General features: G+C 61.3%; 22 protein-coding genes, 1 pseudogene and 1 riboswitch. Of the genes and pseudogenes, 14 read left to right on the top strand and 9 right to left on the bottom strand.

Annotated elements, in window-relative coordinates:
• Positions 1-667: pseudogene (locus WFJ47_RS14345) on the bottom strand (calcium-binding protein); the annotation flags it as partial.
• Positions 668-1,722: 1,055 nt separating this feature from the next.
• Positions 1,723-3,756, bottom strand: coding sequence for an NAD(+) synthase (locus WFJ47_RS14340; protein WP_336763872.1), 2,034 nt, complete (start codon positions 3,754-3,756; stop codon positions 1,723-1,725).
• A gap of 195 nt (positions 3,757-3,951) precedes the next feature.
• Between WFJ47_RS14340 and WFJ47_RS14335 the strand changes: the two genes are divergently transcribed.
• Complete coding sequence (locus tag WFJ47_RS14335) at positions 3,952-4,122, top strand: DUF1328 domain-containing protein (RefSeq protein ID WP_127103592.1); 171 nt, start codon at positions 3,952-3,954, stop codon at positions 4,120-4,122.
• A gap of 372 nt (positions 4,123-4,494) precedes the next feature.
• On the opposite strand, the gene WFJ47_RS14330 is transcribed toward WFJ47_RS14335, so the two are convergent.
• Both WFJ47_RS14330 and WFJ47_RS14325 read right to left on the bottom strand, forming a co-directional pair.
• Complete coding sequence (locus WFJ47_RS14330; RefSeq protein WP_336763869.1) at positions 4,495-5,142, bottom strand: hypothetical protein; 648 nt, start codon at positions 5,140-5,142, stop codon at positions 4,495-4,497.
• A gap of 179 nt (positions 5,143-5,321) precedes the next feature.
• A complete protein-coding gene (locus WFJ47_RS14325; RefSeq protein WP_408868666.1) occupies positions 5,322-5,873 on the bottom strand; it encodes a DciA family protein in 552 nt (183 codons plus the stop codon).
• A 60-nt stretch (positions 5,874-5,933) separates the two neighbouring features.
• Between WFJ47_RS14325 and WFJ47_RS14320 the strand changes: the two genes are divergently transcribed.
• Entirely contained in the window at positions 5,934-6,986 is a 1,053-nt protein-coding gene (locus WFJ47_RS14320) for an A/G-specific adenine glycosylase (protein ID WP_336763868.1), read from the top strand.
• A gap of 12 nt (positions 6,987-6,998) precedes the next feature.
• A complete protein-coding gene (locus WFJ47_RS14315) occupies positions 6,999-7,601 on the top strand; it encodes a hypothetical protein (protein WP_336763867.1) in 603 nt (200 codons plus the stop codon).
• On the opposite strand, the gene WFJ47_RS14310 is transcribed toward WFJ47_RS14315, so the two are convergent.
• The gene (locus WFJ47_RS14310; protein WP_336763865.1) at positions 7,596-9,041 is read right to left on the bottom strand and encodes a deoxyribodipyrimidine photo-lyase; all 1,446 of its coding nucleotides are present in this window, start codon (positions 9,039-9,041) and stop codon (positions 7,596-7,598) included. The genes WFJ47_RS14315 and WFJ47_RS14310 overlap by 6 nt on opposite strands.
• A gap of 211 nt (positions 9,042-9,252) precedes the next feature.
• On the opposite strand from WFJ47_RS14310, the gene WFJ47_RS14305 reads away from it, so the two are divergent.
• From WFJ47_RS14305 to WFJ47_RS14270, 8 genes are all read left to right on the top strand, one after another.
• On the top strand, positions 9,253-9,447 hold the full coding sequence (locus WFJ47_RS14305) for an entericidin (RefSeq protein WP_127102941.1): 195 nt from the start codon (positions 9,253-9,255) through the stop codon (positions 9,445-9,447).
• 228 nt (positions 9,448-9,675) lie between these two features.
• Positions 9,676-9,824, top strand: a riboswitch (FMN riboswitch).
• Between the two features lie 166 nt (positions 9,825-9,990).
• The gene (gene ribD, locus WFJ47_RS14300) at positions 9,991-11,031 is read left to right on the top strand and encodes a bifunctional diaminohydroxyphosphoribosylaminopyrimidine deaminase/5-amino-6-(5-phosphoribosylamino)uracil reductase RibD (protein ID WP_336763863.1); all 1,041 of its coding nucleotides are present in this window, start codon (positions 9,991-9,993) and stop codon (positions 11,029-11,031) included.
• Complete coding sequence (locus WFJ47_RS14295; protein ID WP_127102943.1) at positions 11,031-11,642, top strand: riboflavin synthase; 612 nt, start codon at positions 11,031-11,033, stop codon at positions 11,640-11,642. The genes ribD and WFJ47_RS14295 overlap by 1 nt, the downstream gene beginning before the upstream one ends.
• Positions 11,639-12,928 carry a 3,4-dihydroxy-2-butanone-4-phosphate synthase gene (ribB, locus tag WFJ47_RS14290; RefSeq protein ID WP_408868665.1) on the top strand — a complete coding sequence of 430 codons (1,290 nt, stop codon included), beginning with the start codon at positions 11,639-11,641 and terminating at the stop codon, positions 12,926-12,928. The genes WFJ47_RS14295 and ribB overlap by 4 nt, the downstream gene beginning before the upstream one ends.
• 9 nt (positions 12,929-12,937) lie before the next feature.
• Positions 12,938-13,411, top strand: a complete 474-nt coding sequence (ribH, locus tag WFJ47_RS14285; protein ID WP_127102944.1) for a 6,7-dimethyl-8-ribityllumazine synthase — start codon at positions 12,938-12,940, stop codon at positions 13,409-13,411.
• A gap of 116 nt (positions 13,412-13,527) precedes the next feature.
• Positions 13,528-16,122: an MMPL family transporter gene (locus WFJ47_RS14280; RefSeq protein WP_336763861.1), complete on the top strand. Its 2,595-nt coding sequence runs from the start codon at positions 13,528-13,530 to the stop codon at positions 16,120-16,122.
• Between the two features lie 118 nt (positions 16,123-16,240).
• A complete protein-coding gene (locus tag WFJ47_RS14275) occupies positions 16,241-17,698 on the top strand; it encodes a carbohydrate porin (protein ID WP_336763860.1) in 1,458 nt (485 codons plus the stop codon).
• Between the two features lie 141 nt (positions 17,699-17,839).
• The gene (locus WFJ47_RS14270) at positions 17,840-18,589 is read left to right on the top strand and encodes a TIGR00266 family protein (protein ID WP_336763859.1); all 750 of its coding nucleotides are present in this window, start codon (positions 17,840-17,842) and stop codon (positions 18,587-18,589) included.
• A gap of 27 nt (positions 18,590-18,616) precedes the next feature.
• On the opposite strand, the gene WFJ47_RS14265 is transcribed toward WFJ47_RS14270, so the two are convergent.
• From WFJ47_RS14265 to WFJ47_RS14255, 3 genes are read right to left on the bottom strand one after another with little or no spacing between them, the layout of a single operon-like run.
• Entirely contained in the window at positions 18,617-19,345 is a 729-nt protein-coding gene (locus WFJ47_RS14265) for a hypothetical protein (RefSeq protein WP_336763858.1), read from the bottom strand.
• 56 nt (positions 19,346-19,401) lie between these two features.
• Complete coding sequence (cysE, locus tag WFJ47_RS14260) at positions 19,402-20,217, bottom strand: serine O-acetyltransferase (RefSeq protein WP_127102949.1); 816 nt, start codon at positions 20,215-20,217, stop codon at positions 19,402-19,404.
• Complete coding sequence (locus WFJ47_RS14255; protein ID WP_336763857.1) at positions 20,214-21,428, bottom strand: UbiH/UbiF/VisC/COQ6 family ubiquinone biosynthesis hydroxylase; 1,215 nt, start codon at positions 21,426-21,428, stop codon at positions 20,214-20,216. The genes cysE and WFJ47_RS14255 overlap by 4 nt, the downstream gene beginning before the upstream one ends.
• 179 nt (positions 21,429-21,607) lie before the next feature.
• Here WFJ47_RS14255 and glnK point away from each other — a divergent pair, with 179 nt between their 5' ends.
• The 3 genes from glnK to WFJ47_RS14240 are packed head-to-tail and all read left to right on the top strand — an operon-like array spanning position 21,608 to position 23,819.
• Positions 21,608-21,946: a P-II family nitrogen regulator gene (gene glnK, locus WFJ47_RS14250; RefSeq protein WP_127102951.1), complete on the top strand. Its 339-nt coding sequence runs from the start codon at positions 21,608-21,610 to the stop codon at positions 21,944-21,946.
• A complete protein-coding gene (locus tag WFJ47_RS14245) occupies positions 21,943-23,283 on the top strand; it encodes an ammonium transporter (protein WP_127102952.1) in 1,341 nt (446 codons plus the stop codon). Before glnK ends, WFJ47_RS14245 begins: the two co-directional genes overlap by 4 nt.
• 32 nt (positions 23,284-23,315) lie before the next feature.
• Complete coding sequence (locus WFJ47_RS14240; RefSeq protein WP_127102953.1) at positions 23,316-23,819, top strand: hypothetical protein; 504 nt, start codon at positions 23,316-23,318, stop codon at positions 23,817-23,819.
• Positions 23,820-23,891: 72 nt separating this feature from the next.
• Here WFJ47_RS14240 and WFJ47_RS14235 read toward each other — a convergent pair whose 3' ends face one another.
• Entirely contained in the window at positions 23,892-24,875 is a 984-nt protein-coding gene (locus WFJ47_RS14235; protein ID WP_336763856.1) for a sugar-binding transcriptional regulator, read from the bottom strand.
• Between the last annotated feature and the right edge of the window lie 28 nt (positions 24,876-24,903).

The raw sequence follows: 24,903 nt of genomic DNA, 5'->3' as shown, positions 1-24,903 counted from the left end.
CGATGGAGTTGCCGCCCAGGATCGTGACTGTATCCGAGGAATTCTCCACGCCATCGATGGTATCCTTGCCCTCGGAAGCGACGAAGTTCGCACCGGCTCCGAGCTGGATCAGGTTGCTGCCATCGCCCGCGCGAATGTTGTTGACACCGTCCGAACCGATGATGGTGTCGTCACCATCGCCGGTTGCGATCGTCCAGTCGCCCTTCTGACCCTGGGCGTTGAACAGGTTATTACCCATCGTCGAGACGAACTTGCCGTCATAGCTGCCAGCGTAGAAGCTGACACCCGCCGTATTGCCAGCGAGAATGGACAGGCTGCTGCCCGTCATGCCTGCGCCATTGACCGTAACCGGGGAGGAGAGCGGCGGGACAGGCGTGTCCTGAGCCGCACCGTCGACTGCGCCACCCTGGGCGCCAATCACGAGATTCGTGTAGTTGCCGCTCAGCGCAAAAGCGCCCCCAGTGGTGATGACACCCTGGACAAGCGAATTCGTGCCCGTAGGCTCGTTATTCCCGCCTGCAACAAGATCAACCGAAGAGAGGTCACCGGTCGCGACTGCACCCAGGATCTGCTGTGCATAACTCGAGGCAAGAGTCTGCATCCGGGCACCTTCAACGGTGACCTGCACAGTCATGCCAGACGTACCAACTATCGTTACGATCGCCATGCGACCAGCTCCTTAATTCCTGAAGGCTTCTGACACAAACCGTTACGCCGCACCTGCGGACGAGACTGATGTCCCGTCGCTTGGCCGTGCCGTCAACCAAAACCCCATTTGGGAATTCAACAATTTATAGATGTCTTAACCTTTTCTTGGAGTCAATAAATCAAAGGTATTGGAAATCATTCGATATCGTTCTGCCGCACAAGGACATCGATCCCACAGCAAAGGGAGTCAGAAATCCTTTGTCATGGAAGTTGTGGAAGAAAATGTCGGGATTCTCTCGCTTTGAGCGCCCCTGTATCTCATGATGTGGGTATTCTTCTCCTCACATTTCGGAGAGGTTTACTTTGCACCAACAATCCTTTGCGTCAAACATTGCTGTTTTTTCATGTTGGAGAGGCAAGTAAAGGGCTCGAATTATGGTCCTTCCAGTGCCGGGATCGGTTACGTAAGGATAAATATCCCGGAAAAGATCAGGTTTGTGTGAGAGGCGGACCGAAGGCGGCGCCTGATTCGTAGAGATAAATTCCTGCAGGATAAGCGATCATACGGGTCGAAAATCGCATTACCGAAAGTAATGACATTGCTTTGTTAAGGATATCACAGTAATTGTGTGTCACTAAGTTCACAAATCTGGAAGCGCCTCTTCTGGCTCTTTTCTCGCCAGCACGTAGCTTTTCGAGCCTTGGGTGGCATTCCGTCGCCGCCGTCTGGCGCTTAATGATCAGAACGGCACGCTGCGCCTGCCAGATCGCGCGCCCTTGAATTCATGCATGGCTGACTTGCAGCTGCGACATGTATGCCAGCCGTCTTCGCGGGGTTTTGCAGCGACGCATTGCGTGCCGGAAGCCGCCACGAGCTGGTTGGATCGGTAAGGCTGCATCGTCGATCGAGAGACTGCGCCGGTAGCACCGGTCCGGAACAGGGTCCGCCAGGGATACTGCAGCGAGATTCCCAAGTTGTGCAGAAAACGGCATCGAGCCTGTACTCGCAAGGGAGCATCAACTCGATTTTGTCATCGGTATCGGGCCGCGCTCCGTAAACTCCTCAGGGATGAGTCAGAAAACGAGCGCGTCGAGTTCCTGCAGCCATACATCGGCGGTGCCGTCTGAGGGCGCGCGCCATTCCCCCCTTGGGGACAGGCTGCCGCCCGGAGAAAGCTTGGGTCCGTTAGGCATCGCGGAGCGTTTGAACTGACTGAACCCGAAGAAGCGTCTCAGAAACACGCCAAGCCAGTGGCGGATCGTTTGCGCGTCATAGGCTTGCTTGCGGTCTTGCGGGTAGTGCGCAGGCCAGACGCCCTTCGTTTCATCTTCCCAGGCCATCAGGGCCAGGAAGAGGATCTTGCTGGGGCGAAACCCGTAGCGCAGCACATAAAACAAGGTGAAATCCTGAAGGGCATAAGGCCCGATCTTGTCCTCGGTCTTCTGTACCCCCGAGGAGTCGGCGGGAACCAGCTCCGGCGTGATTTCGGCAGAGACGATGCTCTCCAGAACCGGGGCGATACCCTCGCCAAGCTGCCCTTTCTGGGCGAGCCAGCGTATCAGATGCTGGATCAGGGTCTTGGGCATGCCAGCATTGACGTTGTAATGCGCCATCTGATCGCCAACGCCATAGGTGCACCATCCAAGGGCGAGTTCGGAAAGATCGCCGGTGCCGATCACGATCCCATCGCGCTGATTGGCGAGACGGAACAGAAAGTCCGTACGTAATCCGGCCTGCACGTTCTCGAATGTCACATCATGGACAGGAGTGCCGGAAGCAAAGGGATGCCCGATCGTCTCGAGCATCTGCATGGCTGTGGGGCGTATATCGAGCTCATGGGCAGCCACACCGAGTGTTCTCATCAGGTCATGGGCCAGGCCCAGACTGGTCTCCCCCGTGGCGAAACCCGGCATGGTATAAGCATCAACCTGGTCGCGTTGCCATCCCAGCTCATCGGCTGCCCGTGCGGCTACCAGCAAGGCAAGAGTCGAATCGAGTCCTCCGGAGACGCCGATCACGGCGCGTTTGACACCGCTGGTCTGGAGCCGCTGGGTGAGGGCCCGCACCTGAATGGTCCAGGCCTCGTAGCAATCGTGATCAAGTCGGGTCGCGTCGCCCGGAACGAAGGGAAAGCGCGGCACACTGCGGTGAAAGCCGATATCGCCCTGCGGGGGCGTGAGGGTGAACGCGATGCGGCGCCAGTCACCGGGATCATTGGCGCGAGCGCAGTCATGGAAGCTGCCCATGCGCATGCGCTCCTGCCGGAGCAGATCAAGATCGATGTCGGCCAAAGTCATCTGCGCCGTACGTGGAAAGCGCGCCGATTCCCCGAGCACCTGTCCCGCTTCGTAGACTGAAACCTGGCCGTCCCAGGCTACATCGGTTGTCGACTCTCCTGCGCCGGCCGCCGCGTAGACATAGGCGCAGAGTGCACGCTGAGACTGGGCGCGGCATAGGAGATGCCGATCTTCGGACTTGCCGATGGTGATGGTACTTGCCGAAGGATTGCCGATTACCGTGGCACCCGCCAACGCCAGGGTGGCGCTGGGTGGGTTCGGAACCCAGAGATCCTCGCAGATCTCGATACCAAGGCTGAATCCCGGTAAATCCTGCGCCTCGAAAATCAGATCCGTGCCGAAGGGCACAGAGCTGTCTCCTATCCGGATCGTCTCATGACGAACATCAATACCCGGCGCGAAATGCCTCGAATCATAGAACTCGCGATAATTGGGCAGGTAGGATTTGGGCACGACACCCAGCACGGACCCTCCATGGATCACCACCGCACAGTTGAAGAGACGCCCTCGCTGAACGAGGGGTGCTCCTACGACCACCACCGTTTTCCATGCAACGGAATCCGCAGTCAGCTTCTCGAGACAACTCACAACGCCTTCGAGCAAAGCATCCTGCTGCCGCAGGTCGTCGATGGCATAACCGGAGAGACAAAGCTCGGGGAACACGGCCAGCGCGGCGCCCGCCCTGTCGCATTCATGCGCAAGCCCACTGATCTGAGCGAGATTATGGCGTGGATCGGCAAGGCGTACCGGAACCGTGCAGGCAGCCACCCGCGCAAATCCATGACGATAGAGAGAGCGGAACGCACTCATGAGATCACCTCCTGCAGCCTCTTGCCCGTGACAGCCGCTCTGGTCTCACGTGCCGATATGCCCCCCAGAGACGTCTTTCCAGATTAAAAGACAAGGGTGGATTGCGTCGGGGCAAACCGTTGCGGCTTTTGTCCGTTCACGTTGAAGTGCCGGATCATGACGATTTTGTTATGTTCCCCTTTCGGAGTAACCGCCATGGACCTTTTGCGCTGGACTATTGTTTTCCTCATTCTCGCCCTTCTTGCCGGGCTTCTCGGCTTTGGCGGTATTTCAGCGGATTTCGCTTCGATCGGCAAAATCCTGTTCTTTATCTTTCTGGTCCTTTTCGTCCTCAGTTTCATCTTCGGGCGTGGGCGCACACGGTGATCTTCTGAACGTGCAGGCGGCGAGCAAGGTATTGCCGCCTGCTTCTCAGGCCTCGACGCATGGTTAAGACCCACGGCACGTCCGGTATGGAGGACCGTGTCGCCTCGAGCAGGGCTTTGTTCTTCCGCTGAGCGAAAGACCTAGGGGCGCACCCCGAAGCACAAAGCCGCTCGCATGGAAGCTGCAGGACGCAGCGCCCTGACAGCCAAGAGGGTCATTCGTTACGCCGACCCTGACGACGCGTGCGACGTAGCGCCATATCCTTCCTATTGCGTCATATACCCGGACAGCCCATCCGCCGCCCGGCTACACCGCTTTTTTGAGGCGATGACGCTCAGTCGGCAGGGCGGGCAACTGAAATCAAATCCAGGTTCAGTACCCGTTGGGGTCAGGATCGCCGGAATAAGGTGCCGGATAGGCGTAGCCCTCGGCAGGCGCGCAGTTCACATAGCCGCCGCAGGCGTAGGTCGGAGCGGGAACCGCATAGGGTTGGGCGTAATAAGGTTCAGCATAATAGGGCTGCGCAACTGCAGCGCCGATCACCGCGCCCGTGGCGAGACCAAGACCGAGGCCGCCCCAGCCTCCACCCCAGCCGCCCCAGCCCCATCCGCCGCCCCAGCCAGGCATTCCCCAGCCATAGCCTACCCATCCGGGACCGCCCCAGCCCCAGCCAGGACCGCGCCATCCGCCGCCCCACGGGCGACCCCAATAACCGCCTCCGTGCCAACCGCCCCCCCAACCGGGACCACCCCAGCCGCGTCCGCCCCAACCACGGCCACCCCAGTCTCGTCCTGGCCCGCCATACCCCGCGCCGCGATATCCACCGCCGCCCCATCCCGGGCCTCCACCATGAAAGCCCCCACCGGGATCGCCGCCGGGACCGCCACGAAAACCGCCACCCGGTGGTCCCCCATGGAATCCACCTCCGCCGTGGAAGCCCCCACGCTGCGCATGGGCTGCGGCTGGCATCAGCAGGGGCAGGGTAAGCAGCACGGCCTTCAAGCCAATCTTCTTGCGCATGATCGGAATCTTTCTACTGACGGCGGGCGGCACATGCCGTCTTGTCCGGTACTCAGGATATCGTGTCGCGAGACGGCGGAATAAAGACGAAAGCGTAACTGCGTGATTTCGTTTCGTGACAAACCATCGAATGTTGCGGAAACTCCGCTTGGCACGAGCCCCAGTGCCTTTCTGCCGCTTCAGCGACGGGGGCGTGACCGGATATAGCCCCCAAGACGCGCCAGCGTGTCCTGAAGTGCCCCTTCCTTCATATCGCTGATGCGGACAGGGGAGGGAGCGGGACGGGCAGCAGGCGTCACAGGGCGCATCACGCAGGGGTCCTGCACAATCCGGATCTTCCGCACCAGGATCGTCCCGTCGTCGAAGCGCAGGTCGCGCCCGCTTCGTAAGGGGCCGCAATGCGTGTTGATGCGCTCGATCAGCTGAGGCGCCAGATGCTGCAACTCGAGCGCAACCGGCCCCGTGCAGGCGATGGTCAGCGTCCCGGCGCTTACGCGTCGCGGTTCGGTCTGAGCCGCCAGGGCAGGCCCGACGATTTCCGCCCAGTCCATGATGAGCCTGACGGCGGGTGCCGCTTTCTTGTTGAAGGCTGGTCTCGTGACCTGGGGAAGGATTGCTCCCAGCGCACGGCCCGTCATGCTGCGCCGCTCGGGCGGGCCCTCCTTCTGAGCAGCCTCCATCCCCCGGCCTTTGCGTGTTCTGGTTGCAGGTGCGGAAGATGCAGGGGGCATGCGTGATATTCCCGATGCCAGGCCCTTGTCCGATGGGAAATCTCGCTTCATATCGCGCAGGTGACTCCTTCCGCTTCTGCTCTACTCGACTGGTATGCGCTCCAGAGGCGCGTCTTGCCGTGGCGCGCCCTGCCGGGCCAGAACGCCGACCCCTATTCGGTCTGGCTGAGCGAAATCATGCTGCAGCAGACCACGGTCGTGACCGTTATGCCGTATTATATGCGCTTCCTGAAGCGCTATCCCACGGTGCAGGACCTTGCAGCGGCTCCGTTGCAGGATGTCTTGGCGGCGTGGGCGGGACTCGGCTACTACAGCCGCGCCCGCAATCTGCATGCCTGCGCGACGGTCGTGGCTGAAATGGGTGCGTTTCCGCAGGACGTGGCCGGGCTTCAGGCGCTACCGGGGATCGGGGCCTATACCGCGCGCGCTGTGGCCGCCATCGCTTTCGGTCTGCCCGTCGTACCGGTCGATGGCAATGTCGAGCGCATCACGGCGCGACTGCATGCCGTCGATGATCCCCTGCCCAAAGCGCGACGTACACTCGATGCGCTGGCCACCAGGCTGAACGATGACCCTGCTGCGCATGAGGCGCCGAGTGATTTCGCCCAGGCCTTGTTCGATCTTGGGGCGACGCTTTGCACGCCCCGTCGCCCCTCCTGCCTCATGTGCCCTTGGCGCGATTGCTGCAAGGCTCATGCTCTGGGCATGGCCGAGCGCTTCCCCGTCAAGGCACCCCGCAAGATCAAGCCGCAGCGTTATGGCGCTGTGTTTCATCTCAGAGACGCTCAGGGGAGGGTTTGGCTGCGCCATCGCCCCGATACCGGGCTTCTGGCGGGCATGACGGAACTGCCTGGCACGCATTGGGGGGATGAGGCGCTTTCGATCGAATCAGCCCTCAACCAGGCTCCGATCGAGGCAAGCTGGGCAGTATCAGGGCAGATACGTCACATATTTACCCATTTTACGCTCACTTTGAGCGTTTTCGCGGCGCAGGTGCCGGATTTCGGATCGCTCCACAATCAGGCGGGATTTGCCTGTCCACCCGGCTTGCTGGTTAAACAGGCCTTGCCCAGTGTCATGCTCAAATGCCTGGCCCTGGCAGATCGATCATAAGAGGATTCCTCCATGTATTTTGCTTCCTCACGCTTCTGGCTGCTCGATTTCTTCGGGCATGTGGTCGATCACGACGCCCTCAGGGATTGCCTGTTTTCGGTATCTCCCCCGCCGGGGCGCTATCCGGGCCTGTTCTTCTTTGCCGACGACGTATCGACAGGCCAGTTTCCGGTGATCCTGCGCAAGATCGTTTCGCTGCCCATGCCGATCCCGCCGTTACAGGCTAGTCGCCTGAATACTGGTCTCGTGACCCTTCAGCGTAGCGACGGGACAGGTCGCTATCTGCGCAGTGTGGAGAATGACGGGATAGATTTTCAGGCAACCGAGGCGAAGGACTGGGAACATTTCTTCATTCTCTCCGAGCCGATGATGCATGCCTATGCCATCCTTAGCCAGGAAGCCGTGAGTACGATCACGGATGATGCGGGCGTGACGATGCCCTCGCTGGTACTTGCCCAAGGGCATAAGGGGCGTATCGGCGACTATTCTTTCTCTCTCGCGGCTAATCTCCCGGCGTTGGAAGCGCTTTCATCCCTCGAGCCCGGACACACCGTTCCCCTCACACTCAGGACCGATCAGGGGCGCAAGATCACCCTCACAATCACCCGGTCATGAGCCACGGGTCTGTCGATAGGCCTTCATCGCGCGATCGCGTCCCTCATCGAGTGAGACGATTGGTTCGGGATAGTCGCGCCCCAGCTTGATCCCGGCCTTCTCGAGTGCTCCCGGCTCTGCCGCCCAGGGGGCGGCTAGGGCATCATTGGGAAGTTTCGCCAGCTCGGGTACCCAGCGGCGGATATAGTCGCCCTCGGGATCGAATTTTGCGGCCTGACGCAGCGGGTTGAAGATGCGGAAGAAAGGCGATGCCTCAATACCGGTCCCTGCGACCCATTGCCAGTTGACGGCATTCGAGGCCGGATCAGCGTCGATCAGCGTGTCCCAGAACCAGGCTTCGCCCTCTCGCCAGTCGATCAGCAGGTGCTTGGCCAGAAACGATGCGACGATCATCCGCGCTCGGTTATGCATCCAGCCCGTTTCCCAGAGCTGACGCATGCCAGCATCCACCACCGGAATACCGGTTCTGCCGCGCTGCCAGGCCGCGAGTTGCTTTGGGCTGCGTCGCCAGGAGAGCTTGTCGAACTGCGCTTTCAGATTGCGCCTGGGCAGTTCCGGGTTATGGAAAAGCGTGTACCAGGAGAAATCGCGCCAGCCGAGTTCGGACAGATAGGTGTCGCGATCGGGCGCGCGTCCCTTGTCCTTGCAATAATGCCAGATCTGACGGGGTGAAAGCGTCCCCAGGCGCAGATAGGGCGACAGGCGCGAACTGTCTTCGGCGGCCATGTCGTTTCGGCCTGTGTCGTATCGTCCTAGCGCCGCATGGGCGAAATCATGCAACAGCTCGGTGGCCGCCTCCTCACCGTGCTCCCAGTATTCGCCCATCTTTTTCCCCCAGTCCGGCTTGCTCGGCAAGAGGACCTCGTCGATGGCGCAGGGTCGAAGCGCTTTCTTCCCCTTGATGGCGATATCACGGAACGTCAGATGCTGCGGGACAGGAAGCGGCGAGGGAGGCGTGCCAAGGGCCTGGAACCCTTTCCACCACGCCGAAAAGATTTTGTAGGGCGTGCCGGATTTGGTGGTAACGGATTCTGGATTGCGCAGCACCGTTCCATGGGATTGGTTGAAAGAGCAGTCGAGCGTGTCCAGTTTTTTTGCGACCGCCTCATCCTGTTCCCGCGCCTCCTTCTGGTAGCGATGATGGCAGAATACAGCGCTGGCGCCTGTGCACTGGACCAGTTCCGGAATGAGCGCGACCGGATCTCCCTGTACGATGAGACAGTCGCCGCCCATCTCCTTCAACGCCTCCTTCAGCGCCTCCAGCGCCCCGTGCAAAAACCATTGATAAGCGCCTCCTGGCGCACGCACGACACTCGTGTTGTCGAGCACATAGACACACAGGATCTTCCCGCCTCTGTCACCCGCAGCGGAGAGCGCCGGATGATCGGCCAGACGCAGATCATCACGAAACCAGACGAGGGAGAGTGGGGCATCGGACATGGGGCGGGTACTCGGATACGGAGAAGGCGAAAGAAGGCGTCGGATACCTTCACGGTGTCGTGTTTCAGCGTGTCAGTCGGGCTCAAGTTCGCCTCGTTGGGGTTTCTGTGGCCTGCGCACCACAGCGATGCCGATTCTCATTTGTAACGATGCAAACCCTTGCCGTGTCGAGACGTTCTGGGAGGCGAAACTCTTGATAGGAAATTCTTCCATGACTACGGCTTCCTTCCTCCGCACCGGTGCTCTCGCTGTCCTTCTGGCTCTGCCGGCCCTGGGCCTGTCGGCATGCAACACGGTTGACGGTGCCGGTCGCGATGTCAGCTCCATCGGCCATGACGTCAGCCGTGGCGCTGGCGCGACCCAGGGCGCGATCCATAATTCTGTGCCGCAGGCCGCCACGCACTGAGCGGGGCAAACCTGAGCCCGGCAGGCCCGCTTGGGTCTGCTTGGTAAGAAGTACCGTCCCTGTTTCATCGGGGTATCGGCAAGAAAGGCGGTGCCTCAGGCATCGCCTTTCTTTTATTGACGGCCTTCAAGTGCAGCAGGATGGCCATGGATAGTCCGGGCGCGACTTGCAAAATTGCCCGGACGCAGCACATAGTAGAGAACCGGCCGGTCAGGCCGGCTGATAATTTGACGTTCTCAGGGCGGGGTGGAACTCCCCACCGGCGGTAGGTGCCTTCGCACGAGCCCGCGAGCGCTTTCGGTCCCTGGGCCGAAGGGACAGCAGATCCGGTCCAAATCCGGAGCCGACGGTCATAGTCCGGATGGAAGAGAACAACATACGCTTTCGCAAGGGGCTCCCTCTTGTGAAGACGCCAGATGTTCGCGCCCGGGGACCGTCCAGACAGGATGGGACCGTATTACCGTGCCGGGAGATTTCTCCTCCAGCCCCGCCCCGCAGGCGAGGCATGCGCCGCAGAGTGTTTTAGCGTCGGAAAGTCGGGCCGTGCGCTTGGGTTTCGAGGCCGCGCTCGATGAGGCTGCACGCTATCTGGGCGCCACTTCTCCCAATCCTGCCGTGGGCTGTACCTTGCTCGACCGAGAGGGCGGTATCCTTGTGGTCGCCGCCCACCATCGTGCAGGCGCGCGCCATGCCGAAGCGCTGGCCCTGTATCAGGCGCGTGAGCGGGGGGTGATCGACCGCGTTGTGACTGCGCTTGTCACGCTCGAGCCGTGCAATCATGTCGGGCGCACGCCGCCCTGCAGCGAAGCGCTGCGCGACAGCCCGGTCGAGACCGTATGGGTGGGTGCGCGCGATCCCAACTCCGTGGCGGGTGGGGGGATTGCCCGGCTGCGGCAGATGCCAGAAGGGCGTCAGGTGCGCCTGCTGGAGGATGAACCCGGTTTTGCTGACCTTCATGAGGGCTGTCAGGCCCTGATTGCGCCCTTCGCAACGCGCATGGTCAAGCAGCGCCCCTGGATTACGGTCAAGCAGGCGCTGGATGCGCAGGGCTCCATGATACCGCCTGCAGGTCGGACGACTTTCACCTCGCAACAATCGCTCGAGATCGCCCATCGCCTGCGCCGCGCAAGCGATGCGATCATCACCGGCATCGGCACCATCCTGTCCGATAATCCGCGTTTCGATGTGCGTCATGTGCCGGACCATGAAGACAGGGCCCCCCGGCTTGTCGTGGTGTGCGACCGGCAGAATCGCCTGCCGGATTCCTGGCGTGAGAAAATGATCGGCAGCGGATTTCGCGTGCTCGTTTCACGTGATCTCGCCGAGATTCCGGCCCTGCTGGGTGATCATGGCGTGAACTGGGCCATGGTCGAGGCAGGCCCCTCCCTGCTTGACGAGATCAGGCGTCTCGGCCTGTGGGATGACTGGCTGGTTTTCCATGCCGGGGAGTCCGGGGCCGGGCACTCCGGACGCGCGCCCTCAGACAGGGATCGTGCCGTAATCACCTCTCATGGGCCTACGCCCCTGCGTTTCATTCTGGATGAAGGGGCGCATCCCCTTCCTGCTGACAAGGTTGCACTCTGATGTTTTCAGGCATTATCGAGCATATCGGCCGTATCAGAACTGTCGAGACACGCGATCAGGCCATTCTGCTGCAAGTCGAAACCGGCTTGTCGGACATGGATCTGGGAGAGAGCATTGCCGTCAATGGCGTCTGTCTGACGGTCGCCGCCTATGATTCGACCGGGCTTGCCGATTTCTTCGTCAGTGCCGAAACCCTGTCACGCACGGCACTCGGGCGTCTATCGGATGGGGCGCGGGTCAATCTTGAGCGTGCCAGCACACCGGCCACACGCCTGTCGGGACATATCGTGCAGGGTCATGTCGATGGTCTTGCGCATCTGGTGTCAGTCAGCCCTGTTGGTGAGTCGCGTCATATCGTCTTTCGTCTGCCCGCCGCCCTGCGTGGCTATGTGGTGGAAAAAGGGTCGATCGCGCTCGATGGCGTCAGCCTGACTGTCAATGAGGTGAGCGACGTCAAGGGCGAGGCCTTTACGATCGCCCTCATGATCATTCCCCATACCTGGGACCATACGGGGCTGTCCGAGATCAGTCCGGGTGATCCGGCCAATGTCGAGGTCGATGTTCTCGCCAAATATGTCGAGAGCCTGCTGAAATACGGGGTGCGCTCATGACTGTAATGCTGTCCTACCCGCTTGCGCGTGCCATCGCGGCGCTGCGCGAGGGGCGCATGGTGATGATGATCGACGATGAGGGGCGTGAAAACGAGGGCGATCTGGTGATTGCCGCCCAGTTTGCGACCCCCGACGCCGTCAATTTCATGGCCACCCATGCGCGCGGACTGATCTGCCTGCCGCTTGAGGCAGAGCAGATCGATCGGCTCGGTCTGCCCATGATGCCGCGCCGTGGCCATGATCCACGTGGAACGGCCTTCACGGTTTCCATCGAGGCGACCACCGGGATCACGACCGGCATCTCTGCGGCGGATCGCGCACGGACGATCCAGGTTGCGGGCCATCCTGAAGCGCGGCCCGACGAGATCAGCACGCCCGGGCATATCTTCCCGCTGCGTGCCCATCCGGAGGGCACGATCGCGCGTGACGGTCATACGGAGGGCGCGATCGATCTGGCGCGTCTGGCCGGGCTCCATCCGGCGGCGGTGATCTGCGAAGTCATGAGCGCGGATGGCACGATGGCGCGTCTGCCCGAACTGCGTGAGTTCTCGGCTCGTCACGATATCCCGGTGATCTCGATCGAGGAGATCGCGGCGTGGTGCCGGGTGCATGGTCGTGCCGCGCTGGGTGATCGTGTTGCGCCGGAACCCGTACCTCCTGCGGTCGAGCGTATTGCCGAGGCCGCCCTGCCGAGCGTTTATGGCGGGCATGATCTGCGTATCCAGGCCTTCCGCGCGCCAGATGGGATCGAGCATGTCGCCCTCATCAAGGGGGATCCATCGCAGGGTGTGCCGCTTGTGCGTCTGCATTCGGAATGTGTGACCGGTGACGCGCTCGGTTCTCTGCGCTGCGATTGCGGTCCCCAGCTTCGTGAGGCGCTGGAGCGTATCTCCGCCGCGCCGTCGGGAGTTCTGGTTTATCTGCGTGGTCATGAGGGCAGGGGGATCGGTCTTGGCAACAAGATACGTGCCTATGCGCTTCAGGATGACGGCAAGGACACGCTCGAAGCCAATCTGGAACTCGGCCTGCCCGGTGACGCGCGTGACTGGGTGACCGGCGCGGCCATTCTGCAATCGCTTGGCATCGAGGCGCTGACCCTGCTGACCAACAACCCGAGCAAGGTGTCGGGTCTCGAGGCAGCAGGACTGCGCGTTGTGAGCCAGGAACGTCTGGAGGCGGGGTACAACCCGTTCAACCGGGCCTATCTTCATGCCAAACGCACCCGGATGGGCCATCAGCTGAGTGATGCCTGGCCGGATCTCGTCGATTCCGTGATTGAGAAATAAGGAAGCCCCATGAGCAAATCCATTCCCGTCGCCCCCGATCTCACACTGGTGCCGACGCCCAAGCTCGCCCTTCTGGTCAGCCGTTTCAACACGGACGTCACCCATGGTCTGCGCGATGGCGCGCTCGAATGGCTGGAAGAACACGGCATTCGCGATGTCGACGTGTTTGACGCGCCGGGCGCCTTCGAACTGCCTCTCATGGCGCAGGCTCTGGCCAAGACAGGCACCTATGAAGGGGTCATCTGCCTTGGCTGCGTGATCAAGGGTGATACGGCGCATTTCGAGTTCATCAGCCTTGGCGCCACGATTGGCATCATGCAGGCGCAACTCGCCACCGAAACACCCATCTCCTTCGGCATCCTGACCACCTATACCGATGAGCAGGCCCAGGCGCGGTCGCGCAAGGACGTGCACAACAAGGGGCGCGAGGCTTCGGCTGCCTGTGTGGAGACGCTTGCTTTCCTGCGCAATACCCGTAGCTGAGTCATTTCGTGACAGCTCTGTGACATGGGCGGTTTCCCAATCAGGGGACAATGCTCTAAACCTGCCCGGACCATGGCGCTTTGGCGTCTCTCCGTGGCAGGGTTCAACAAACGTCAATGCTCGCAAATCTCATCGGATCGATCGTCGCGTTCTGCACAAGGCGCGCCCTTGTTGTTCTGGCGCTTTTCACGCTTCTGACGGCCGGAAGCCTGTATCTGACCGCCCAACGTCTTGGCGTCACAACCGATACCGATGAGATGTTCGCCTCCAGCCTGCCCTGGAAGAAACGCAATGCAGAGCTGAGCCAGCTTTTCCCGCAGAATGACGATCTGATGGTCGCCATCATCAAGGCGGACATGCCGGAGCAGGGTCGCGCCACGGCGCGCGAGCTGGCCAGAATCCTGAAGGCGGATCACAAGAATTTCCGCACCGTGCGTCTGCCCGATGATTCCCCGTTCCTCCAGAATCACGGCCTGCTTTATCTCGACAAGCCCGTTCTGGGGTCACTGCTCGACTCCATCGTGGCAGCCCAGCCTTTCCTTGGCACGCTCTCCGCCGACCCTTCGTCGCGCGGTATTTTCACGGCGCTCGGTCTGCTGGGTGAAGGGCTCTCGGCAGGTGAGGACATTCCCGCGAGCTTCGATCCCGAGCTCAGGGGCTTTGCTACCGCCCTGCAGGATGCGGCTGGGAATCATCCCAAGGACCTTTCCTGGCAGAATCTTCTGGCTGGACCGCTGGGCGATATGGCCGGGCGCTATCAGTTCGTGATGACCCAGCCGCATCAGGATTTCGGGTCCCTTCAGCCGGGGGGCGAGGCGAGCGCCGCCATGCGCAAGGCCATCGATTCCTTGCCTTTCGTCAAGAGCGGCAATGCCATCGCCATGATCACCGGCCCGGTCCAGCTGAGTGATGAGGAGTTCTCGACCGTTGCCCACGGCATGGGCTTTGGACTGCTGACCTCGCTCGTGCTTGTGGCTGCCTGGCTGGTTCTGGCCGTCCGTTCCATGCGGGTCATCGTGCCGATCCTGATCACGCTCGTGATCGGCCTGCTGCTCACAACGGGGTTCGCGGCTATTGCCGTGGGCAAGCTCAATCTGATCTCGGTGGCTTTTGCGGTACTGTTCGTGGGTATTGCCGTCGATTTTGCCATCCAGTTCTCCGTGCGTTTCAGAGGTCAGCGTCAGGTTTCGGGCGCCGCAATGACACCGGAAGATGCACTGGCCGAGACTGGGCGCGAGACAGGGCACCAGATCCTGGTTGCCGCTCTGGCCACAGCCGCTGGGTTTTTGGCCTTCGTCCCGACCAATTTCGTCGGTGTGGCGCAGCTCGGTCTGATTGCCGGTATCGGCATGATCATTGCTTTTCTGTGCACCATGACGCTTCTGCCGGCACTGCTGCATCTTTTCCGTGCGCGCCTGAGCCGTGGCATGCCGGGCTTCACGCGACTTGCTCCGGCAGATCACTTCCTGCGGCGCTACCGCAAGCCGGTTCTGGCCTTTTTCGGCATTCTGGCCGTAACGGGTCTCGCGCTCATCCCGCGCCTCAGCTTCGATGCCGACCCGCTGCATACCAAGAACCCGGACACGGAAGGTATGCGGGCCATCCATCTTCTGGAACAGGACCCGCGCGCTTCGCCTTATGACGGTGAGGTGGTGGTCCCCAATCTGAAGATCGCGGCAGATCGCGCCAAGCAGTTCGAAGCCCTGCCGAGCGTGTCTTCAGTCATGTGGCTGGGCATGTTCGTGCCGGAGAACCAGACCGAAAAACTGGCCATGATTCAGGATACGGCTTCTATCCTGCTGCCTACGCTGGTCGGGCAGGAGGTTCAGCCCGCGCCCGATGCGAATGCGCTGCGTGCCAGCGCGGCTTCTGCCGCGAGCAAGCTGGGCGCCGTGCTTGACAAGACTGCTCCTGACTCGCCGCTGCGCAGCATCCAGCGCTCCCTCGCTGAGCTCGCGAAGGCACCCGACGCCCAGATCCTGGCCGCCAATACGGCATTGACGCGCTTCCTGCCGGAGCAGCTTGCCCAGCTCGTCGATGTGCTGCAGCCCACGCCTGTTACCATCGAGAGCATTCCGCAGGACATCGCTCGTGACTACGTGGCTCCCGACGGGCGCGCGCTCCTCAAGATCCTGCCCAAGGGACGCATGTCGGACAGCAAGGTGCTGTACCGCTTCCTGCACGACATGCTCACCGTGGACAAGAATACGGCGGGCACAGCGCTCGAAGTGGTGGAGAGCGCGCATACGATGGTGCATGCCTTCTCCACAGCGGCGATTTCGGCCCTCGTGATGATCGCCATCATCCTGTTCGTGGCTTTGCGCCGCCTGCTGGACATGGTGCTGGTTCTGGCCCCGCTCCTGCTTTCCGCATTGCTGACCGTAATCCTCATCGTCACCGTGCCTGAGACGCTGAATTTCGCGAATATCATCGCGTTGCCTTTGCTGCTGGGCGTGGGGGTGTCGTTCAACATCTATTTCGTCATGAACTGGCGGGCAGGGATCAAGAGCCCGCTCACCTCGCCCACCGCGCGCGCCGTGCTGTTTTCGGCGCTGACCACAGGCACGGCTTTCGGCTCGCTCGCGGCATCCGAGCACCCCGGCACGGCCAGTATGGGCCGTCTGCTGCTGATGTCGCTGGCCTGCACCTTGCTCGCCACGCTGACCTTCATTCCTGCCCTGCTGCCCAAGCGTAAGATCGACGCGGAGTGATCTCTTCCGCATTCCGCTTCGCAACGCGCGGAGCAGGGATGCGGAAAATCGGACTGGTCAGACACGGTTTTCCGGTGTTAGGGACGAGCGATAACGTATCTGTGAGTTCGCCCCAATCGTGCCGAGTCAGTTCTTTCGCTGGAGCCTCGCCGTCGCCTGTCTGGCGGGGCTTTCAGGGCCGTTGCCCGCATGGGCGGCCGATGACGAGGATGAAGAAACCGGCTCGGAGCCGAGTTACCAGATCAATGATCCCTTTCCGGATCGACCCTTGCAGCCGACGAGCGTCCCGGCGTTTGGCCAACCCAAGGCCGTTTTCTACAATCCGTTCGGTCTGACGGATTGGCTGCGTCGCCGGGGGATCGGGCTGCTTTTCGATAATATCAACGAATATACGGCGGCTGTTACCACACCCACGAAGCATGTCGGTGATTACAGACAGGGCTCGAGCAATGCCGGGCAATATGCGCTCTCCCTTAATGTGGACTGGGAGCGCATTGCCGGGATCAAGGGGTTTGCGACCCATATGGTCGTGACAGGACGCTATGGCACGCCTGCCAATCGCATGTTCGGCGACTGGCTCAACCATTCCTCAGAAATTTATGGGGGAGGCGGCAATGTAGTGGTGCATCTCGTCATGGCCTATGGCGAGGAGACACTTTATGGCGGCAAGCTCTCCATCGCAGCCGGGCGCATGGCCGAACTGTCCGATTTTGCCGCAAGCCCCCTGTTCTGCACGTTCCAGATCAATGCAATCTGCGGTCGGCCCCGTGCGGCGGCCGATACTGGCTATGCCTCCACCTTCCCCGCGGGCAACTGGGGAATCAGGGTGCGCGGCAGGCCTTTGCCGCAATCCTATATCCAACTCGGGCTCTACGTGACCGAGGAGGGTATGTTTTCTTACACGAAGAACCGGAGCGGCTTCAAATTCGACGGCGCGTCGATCAATGGCGTGCGCCTGCCGCTCGAGCTCGGCTGGGAGCCCAGGATGCGCGGGCATTTGCCGGGCCATTACCGCGTGGGCGCCGCTCTGACCACCACGCCCCTCTCGGACATCCATGAAGATCAGTATGGCCAGCCTTATGCCCTGACCGGGCTGAACCAGCGCCAGCATCGCGCCAGTTACAACACTTGGGTGATGATGGATCAGAAATTCATGACCTATCGAAAGGATGAGGCAGGGCAGGACACGGATTCCGGCCTGACCGCGCTCTGGGGCTTTCTCTACAACGACAAGCGCGTGTCGCTGCGGAATTGGCAGGTCTATGGCGGTCTGATCAGTCGTGGCACCTGGAAGTCGCGTCCCGAGGACACGATCGCGATCGCTTTTAGCTATACGGCGATCTCGCCGGGTGTGCAGCGCACCGAGGAATTGCTCAGGGCGAGAAATGCAGTACTGCCCTATCGTGCCACCGGCATACAGCGCCATGCCATCGTCATGGAGGCGAATTATGGCTGGCACGCGTGGCGCGGGGTCTTGATGCAGCCGATGGTCGAGCTTTTCGTCAGACCCAACGGGCAGGGCAACCTCAAGGATGCCGTCCTGCTCGGCTTCAAGACCCACGTGGAGTTTCTCTGAAACCCGTTTCCCCTTGCGTATCGCGGCCAGGGTCGATGCACGGCAGAAACATGACGATCCGGCAAGCTTGCGTCTTTGTGGGTGAATGCCAGGACGCTCTCATGCCATGAATCATGTCTCAATGTTTCAGGAGGATGCTGCATGGAAGCCCAGATTGACGGGTCGCTCTTTCCCGTATTGCGTATCGCCCTCCAACCGGGCGAACGCCTGACCGCGGAAACCGGCGAATTGTCGTGGAAGAGCCCCCATGTTACGCTCACCACCAGTACCTCGGGTGCGGGGAAGAGCGGATTTCTCGGCTCGGTCTCACGCATGATCGCCGGAGGCGGGTTGTTCATGACCGAGTATCGGGCTGAGGGAGCCCCCGGTATCGTGGCCTTCGCGGCCAAGATACCCGGACACATCACCGAGCACGTGCTTGATGGATCGCGCGCCTATCTAGTGCATCGTCATGGCTTCGTTGCCGGGACCGAGGGGGTGCGCCTTGACATGGCCTTCCAGCGCAAACTCGGTGCGGGATTATTCGGGGGCGAGGGGTTCATCCTGCAACGTCTCTCCGGGTATGGCCGGTTCTGGGCAGAAATGGGTGGCGAGATCGTCACGCATGATCTGGCGCCAGGGGAGCAGATCGATGTGCATCCCGGCCATGTGGGCATGTTCGAGGAAAGCGTGCAGTTCGACATCACGACCCTGCCCGGCATACGCAACAAGATCTTCGGCGGCGATGGCGTGTTTCTGGCCCGTTTGACCGGGCCGGGACGCATCTGGCTGCAGACACTCACCTTGTCCAATCTCGCCGGAGCGCTCAGCCCCTATCTCGGGATGACGGAAGCGACAGGCGCAGCCGAAGGCACTCTGCTCGGCTCCTTGGTGCGCAAGGCGTTCGACTGATCCCGACGCCGCGCGATATGCCCTGTCTCAGGGCAGTCGCGCCTCGCGCAATCTGGCGAGGAGCTTTTTTTCGGCCGGAGGATGCGCGTAGAGCGTTTCAAGAGGAACAGCGTCATGGCCGAGCATCCAGGCGACTTCCAGATGATAGAGTCGATAGAGTCCGCTTCGGCGCACATCCATTGAGGGATCATGCGCCTGCAATCGTGCGAGATTGTCCCGCATATCGAAGTCACCGCCCTTGCCGACGAGATCGGCATATCCCTCATTGAGCCATGTGGGGCGGGTCAGGGCAAAGAAGCGTCCGAAGCTGCGGCCTTGCATCACATGCGTCGCCTCATGGGCAATGTAATAGGCGAGCGGGCGTTCCTTCGCATCTGCCATCGGTCCGGCATGGGGAGGAATGATCCTGTCATGAGGGATATCCGACTCACGAAGGTAGATATTGGATGTGAGCGGCGCGATCACGATGCCCCCGACGCCTGGGTGAAACAGCCCATAGAGCTGTAGCCGCCACCGCGCGTTGCAGAAAAAGACGTGGAAGCGCTGCTGTGGCGTGTAGAGGCTCGATGTCTGCAAGCGCCGGATCGCATCGTCCAGAACGACGGTGATGGAGCTGTCGATAGGGCGATCCGACCAGAGGTCGAATTGCCGATACTGTATCCGATAGGCAAATGCCGGTTCAGGATAAGCCAGGACACCTATATAGGTGGCGACCAGCCCAGCCAGAGCGAGCGCCCCACGGCGCAGCCGGGGCAACAGCGTTTTCGGTTGCGAAGGCGCTGTTGCCGGAGGCACTCCTGGAGGCCTCGATGTCAGATCACGTAATCCACGGGAGGCAGACGCTGATCCATCCCTAGTGCCGGCATGGAGGTGTGGCGCGTGCCAATCCGACGGGCCGGATTACCGACCACCGTGGTATAGGGTGGCACGCTTTCGAGAACGACCGAACCTGCCCCGACCTTGGCCCCCTCGCCGAGTTCGATATTGCCCAGAACGATGGCGCCTGCCCCAACCAGGACGCCGCGGCGCACCTTGGGATGACGATTACCGGTTTCCTTGCCCGTACCTCCCAGCGTGACACCCTGGAGCAGGGAAACGTCATCTTCGATGATGCAGGTTTCACCAATGACGATGCCTGCGCCGTGATCGAAGACAAGGCGTCGCCCAAGCTGGGCTGCGGGGTGGATATCCAGACCGAAGCGCTCGCTCACAAGGCTCTGGAGATGGCGGGCCAGATGCTGCCGATCATGACGCCATAGCCAGTGTGCAATCCGGTAGGCCTGTACGGCGTGATAGCCCTTGAAGAAGAGAAAAGGGGTCACGTAATCCGGGCATGCAGCGTCGCGCTCGCAAATGGCGATCATGTCTTCTGCGGCGGCCGCTGCAATTTCGGGCTGCTCGATGAGTGCCGAGGTGACGAGGGCCGAAAGTACAGGGGCGGAGAGCGCGCGATCAGCCAGTTTCGTACCCAGCAAGGCTGCCAGCGCACCCTGAAAATTGCGGTGATCGCTGATCCCTGTCGCGAAAACGCCCTGGATCAGAACGTCGCAACAGACATCGCTCTGTTTGAGCATTTCCTTCCAGATGGCCTCGAGATCGGGCGAGGGCTGGTCCGAAGGGGCACTCATAGTCCCATGGCCTTCTTCACGAAGGCGCGCCTGAGACCGGGAAGGCGGCTCATGGCCTCCAGACCCAGATCGCGACCAAAGCGCAAAATCGGGTTGTCATTGCCGAAAAGACGCTCCAGCCCGTCACAGGCGGCCATCATGGCCATGTTGCCCGGTCGGACACGGCGCTGGTAGCGGGCCAGGAGATCGCTGGCGCCAAGATCACCGCCCTGCCTGAAGCGCGTTTCCAGCAGATCGGTCAGGGCAATGATGTCCTTGAACCCGACATTGAGTCCCTGGCCCGCGATAGGGTGCAAGCCATGGGCGGAATCACCGGCGAGGGCGAGGCGTGTCGCCGTGTAGCGCTGGGCGTATTGCGCCGAAAGAGGATAGATCCAGCGCCGTCCGACGGGCATGGAAGCCCCCACATCATCGCCCAGACGCTCCATGATGGCACGGGCGAATGCTGTGTCATCCAGCGCATAGAAGCGTTCCGCTCTGCGGGTGGCTTCGGCCCAGACAATGGCCGAACGATGAGCATGGTCGCTGCTGGCAGGCAGGGGGAGGCGGGCAAATGGCCCCTGGGGCAGGAAGTGTTCGAGCGCCCGGCCGTCATGAGGACGTTCATGATGGATGATGCTGATCAGGCCGCACTGGTTATAGGGCAGCTTCGTCACCATGATGCCGGCCTGCTGGCGCAGTGGGCTCTGTCGACCCTCTGCCGCAATCACGAGCGACGCCCGATAGACGGCGCCCGAACTCAGCGTCACCTCGGCATGGGTGTCATGGAAGACGAATTGTCCGGTCTCAGGGGCAGCGAGTGTGAGCGGCCCCTCATGGGCGGTCAGAGCCCGGTTGAGCGCCGCACGCAGATCGCGTGCCTCGATCATCCAGCCAAAAGGGGTTGCGGCACCGTTTTCGACCGGCGCATCCTCAGGGCCAAAACGCAGCCCATGGGGGGAGGCGGGCTCGCCCGGTCGGCCATCGCTGACGGTGATGCTGTTGATGGGCTGCGAAGGAGCGGGCAGGTGCTGCCATATCCCCGCCGCGTCGAGCATGCGGCGCGAGCCCTCGGTGATGGCATAGGCGCGTCCGTCAAGCGATGGATGCTCCATGCCGGGCAGGGGCGCGCGGTCGATGAGCAGAACCCGAAGCCCCGATGCCGCGAGACGACAGGCCAGAGTCGCCCCGACAGGACCCGCGCCATTGATGCAGATATCGACCTGGTTCATGGGGCTTTCTTCTCCACAGCTCTTGTGACCGTGGCTTTTTTAATGCAGCCGCAGGAAATGGGAAGTGGAGCTCTCTAGGCTCTTGCCAATCTCGTTATGAAACTGGCACGATTTGGTCTTACGAGAACTGGCAGGACTGTTTGCAGAAACAGGGGCCTCTTGCGGTGCGGAGGAATGTAATGAAGCTCATTACGGCGATTATCAAGCCGTTCAAACTGGATGACGTTCGCGAAGCCCTGACCCCACTGGGGGTACAGGGCCTAACGGTTACCGAGATCAAGGGTTTCGGTCGTCAGAAAGGTCAGACGGAGATTTATCGAGGCGCGGAATATCAGGTCAGCTTCCTGCCCAAGGTCAAGATCGAGATCGCCGTTACCGACGATATCGTCGATGAGGTGGTCGATGCGATCCTGAATGCCGCCCGCACCGGCAAGATTGGCGACGGCAAGATCTTCGTCTCGCCGCTCGATACTGTCATCCGCATCCGCACCGGCGAAACGGGAGAAACCGCCATATGAGCCGTATCCTCAAGGCGATTGCACCTCTCACCGTCGCACTGATGCCTCTTCCCGCCCTTGCAGCGCCTCCGGCCATCGACACGGGCGATACCGCCTGGATGCTGGTCAGCACGGCGCTCGTCCTGCTGATGACCATTCCCGGCGTCGGCCTGTTCTACGCGGGCATGGTTCGCAAGAAGAACGTGCTGGCAACGCTGATCCAGTCGGTCGCCATCTGCTGTATTGCCAGCATCGTCTGGATGGTTGTCGGCTACAGCCTGGCCTTCGGTACGGGCACGCCCTGGATCGGCGACATGTCGCGCTTCATGCTGAACGGCGTGGCCGAGCATATCAGCAAGGGGGCCGATCAGGCCTTCGTCATGGGGGCGAACTCCGCCAATCCCGTGGCAATGACCATTCCCGAGAGCGTCTGGGTCATGTTCCAGATGACCTTCGCCATCATCACTCCGGCTCTGATCGCAGGCAGCTTTGCCGAGCGTATGAAGTTCTCGGCGCTCTGTGCCTTCACGGTGCTGTGGTCCATTCTCGTCTATGCGCCGATCGCGCATTGGGTCTGGAGCCCTCTCGGCTGGGTAGCCGGTATCGGTGCCGTCGATTTCGCCGGTGGTACGGTCGTGCATATCAATTCCGGTGTGGCCGGTCTGGTGGCCGCTCTGGTGCTCGGCAAGCGTCGCGGTCTTGGGCATGAGGATTTCTCGCCCTTCAACCTGACCTACGCCATCATCGGTGCCTCCCTGCTCTGGGTTGGCTGGTTCGGATTCAATGCAGGCTCGGCCGGTGGCGCCAATGGCCGTGCAGGCATGGCCATGCTGACTACGCAGGTAGCAACGGCAGGCGGTGCCATGGCTTGGATGGTTGCGGAGTGGATCCACTCGCGCAAGCCGACCGCACTCGGCATCATCTCCGGAGCCGTGGCCGGTCTCGTGGCCATTACGCCTGCCGCTGGTTTCGTGTTGGCGGGTCCGGCTCTGATCATTGGCCTCGTGGCGGGTGTTGTGTGCTTCTGGGCTTCCGCCATTCTGAAGCCGCGCCTTGGCTATGACGACAGTCTCGATGCTTTCGGCGTGCATGGTACGGGTGGTATCGTCGGCGCATTGCTGACGGGCGTATTCGCCTATGGTCCGCTTTCTGCCACCGATGCCAATCCGGCTGGTGTGGTGGGTTCCTTCGCACAGTTCGTCCGTCAGGCCGAAGCTGTGGGCGTGACCATCGTGTGGTGCGTGATCTTCACCTTCATCATCCTGAAGGTTGTGGACCTCACAATCGGCCTGCGTGTCACCCGTGACGAGGAACTCGAAGGTCTGGACATGGTTCTTCATGGCGAGCGGATCAACTGATCCGCAAGCTTCTTCACTTCGGGGACATACCCATGGCACTGAAACTCTCTCATGGCCGCGTCTTGATGGCCGGTCTTCTGCTTGGTGGGGTGGCTGTCGCCAGCCCTTCCGCCATGGCCCTGTCGGCCAAGGAATGCCATGCGAAGTTTCAGGCTGCCGAAAAGGCCGGCACGCTGAATGGGCAGAAATACAAGGATTTCAAGGCTGCCCAGTGCGGTGATGTCTCGACGGCTGCGGCTCAGCAGGCCATGCCCGCCCAGGAGAAGGAAGCTGCGACCGACAAGAAGGTGACCACAGAGGCTCCGGCATCGCCAGGCGCCGGGATCGCCTCGAAGCCCTCTACCACCGCTTCCGGGAATGTGGTCTTCCCGACCTCTGTCTCTACTGCCTATGCCAAGCTCTCGCCGGGCAAGGCGCGTATGAAGACCTGCCTCGACCAGTACCATGCCAACCAGCAATCAGGGGGGAATGGGGATCTCAAATGGATCCAGAAGGGCGGTGGCTATTACTCGCAGTGCAATGCAAAGCTGAAGTAAGAGCGCGCCTCAGCGCATTGTGCAAAAGCCGCCCGTCGCAAGACCGGGCGGCTTTTTTCATGGCCAGGATTCTTACGCCTGTGTGATGGCGGGGCAGGTCAGCAGCGCACGGGCCGCGCTCTCATCGGTCACCAATGTGTGGCATCCCAGTCCCTTGATGGCCGCGTAAATCGCCGGAGCACGCGCGACGCCACCCGAGGCAAACACGAGATGCCGTGTTGCGGCGAGAGTAGGGAGCGGCACCGACATGATGCGTTGACTCAACGCATGATCGATCTCCTTTCCGTCGCGATCCAGGGCGTGGCACATGATGTCGCAAATGGCCCCTTCCCGTTGGAGCATGGCGTATTCGTGCGGGTTGATGGCTCGGCGGGAGAGGGACAGGGAATCGGCACCGATATCGCCCACACCCAATACTGCCATATCAAGAGTGGCTGCCATCTTCTCGAGGCGATCGAGGCCGCAGCGTTCGCGCAGGATGCGGGCCGTCTCGGCAGAATCGACGAGCAGGGGGGCAGGATAGAGATAGCAGGCGGCGCCCATGCGACTGGCCAACTGCCAGGCATAGTCGGTCGTGTTCTCGGGGCCTGATTCAATCATACCGCCCAGAAGGGAAATCACCTGCGCTCCCGAAAGGCGCGATGGCCGGAAATGGGCGAGCGAAGCGGTCAGGGTACGTCCCCAACCAACCCCGACGCTCATATTGTCCGTGAGCGTTTCGGAGAGAAAACGCCCCAGTGCAGCGCCAACGCTCCGTGAGGCTTCGCTCTGGTCTCGCGCCTCGGGCACGATGATCGCTTCATCAAGCCCGAGATGCCGTTCGAGCGCCGCTCCGAGTTCGATCGCTGTCAGCGAGTCAGAATCGATCCATATCTGGACCTCGCCACGGCGCAGCGCCTCATCGAGCAGGCGAATGATGGTGGTGCGTGCAAGGCCGAGGGCTTCGGCAATCTCCTTCTGCGTCATGCGCCGGTCATAATACATCCAGGCGGCGCGCAGACGACTCTCCCGGTCGTCCATCATGCCCTTGCTCTGCTGTCGTTTGAGACGTGCCATCTGCCCGCTTTCCTGTGAGATGTCGCGG

The organism is Asaia sp. VD9 (assembly GCF_037150015.1).
Lineage (GTDB): Bacteria > Pseudomonadota > Alphaproteobacteria > Acetobacterales > Acetobacteraceae > Asaia.
Note: the sequence above shows the minus strand (reverse complement) of the source record. Positions and strands in the feature narration are given on the sequence as shown.

Bases quoted from the DNA above. Each gene is read 5' to 3' on its own strand.
- WFJ47_RS14340 (WP_336763872.1), bottom strand. From the start codon at position 3,756: ATGAGTGCGTTCCGCTCTCTCTATCGTCATGGATTTGCGCGGGTGGCT.
- WFJ47_RS14335 (WP_127103592.1), top strand. From the start codon at position 3,952: ATGGACCTTTTGCGCTGGACTATTGTTTTCCTCATTCTCGCCCTTCTT.
- WFJ47_RS14330 (WP_336763869.1), bottom strand. From the start codon at position 5,142: ATGCGCAAGAAGATTGGCTTGAAGGCCGTGCTGCTTACCCTGCCCCTG.
- WFJ47_RS14325 (WP_408868666.1), bottom strand. From the start codon at position 5,873: ATGCCCCCTGCATCTTCCGCACCTGCAACCAGAACACGCAAAGGCCGG.
- WFJ47_RS14315 (WP_336763867.1), top strand. From the start codon at position 6,999: ATGTATTTTGCTTCCTCACGCTTCTGGCTGCTCGATTTCTTCGGGCAT.
- WFJ47_RS14310 (WP_336763865.1), bottom strand. From the start codon at position 9,041: ATGTCCGATGCCCCACTCTCCCTCGTCTGGTTTCGTGATGATCTGCGT.
- WFJ47_RS14305 (WP_127102941.1), top strand. From the start codon at position 9,253: ATGACTACGGCTTCCTTCCTCCGCACCGGTGCTCTCGCTGTCCTTCTG.
- WFJ47_RS14295 (WP_127102943.1), top strand. From the start codon at position 11,031: ATGTTTTCAGGCATTATCGAGCATATCGGCCGTATCAGAACTGTCGAG.
- ribB (WP_408868665.1), top strand. From the start codon at position 11,639: ATGACTGTAATGCTGTCCTACCCGCTTGCGCGTGCCATCGCGGCGCTG.
- ribH (WP_127102944.1), top strand. From the start codon at position 12,938: ATGAGCAAATCCATTCCCGTCGCCCCCGATCTCACACTGGTGCCGACG.
- WFJ47_RS14280 (WP_336763861.1), top strand. From the start codon at position 13,528: ATGCTCGCAAATCTCATCGGATCGATCGTCGCGTTCTGCACAAGGCGC.
- WFJ47_RS14270 (WP_336763859.1), top strand. From the start codon at position 17,840: ATGGAAGCCCAGATTGACGGGTCGCTCTTTCCCGTATTGCGTATCGCC.
- cysE (WP_127102949.1), bottom strand. From the start codon at position 20,217: ATGAGTGCCCCTTCGGACCAGCCCTCGCCCGATCTCGAGGCCATCTGG.
- WFJ47_RS14255 (WP_336763857.1), bottom strand. From the start codon at position 21,428: ATGAACCAGGTCGATATCTGCATCAATGGCGCGGGTCCTGTCGGGGCG.
- glnK (WP_127102951.1), top strand. From the start codon at position 21,608: ATGAAGCTCATTACGGCGATTATCAAGCCGTTCAAACTGGATGACGTT.
- WFJ47_RS14245 (WP_127102952.1), top strand. From the start codon at position 21,943: ATGAGCCGTATCCTCAAGGCGATTGCACCTCTCACCGTCGCACTGATG.
- WFJ47_RS14240 (WP_127102953.1), top strand. From the start codon at position 23,316: ATGGCACTGAAACTCTCTCATGGCCGCGTCTTGATGGCCGGTCTTCTG.
- WFJ47_RS14235 (WP_336763856.1), bottom strand. From the start codon at position 24,875: ATGGCACGTCTCAAACGACAGCAGAGCAAGGGCATGATGGACGACCGG.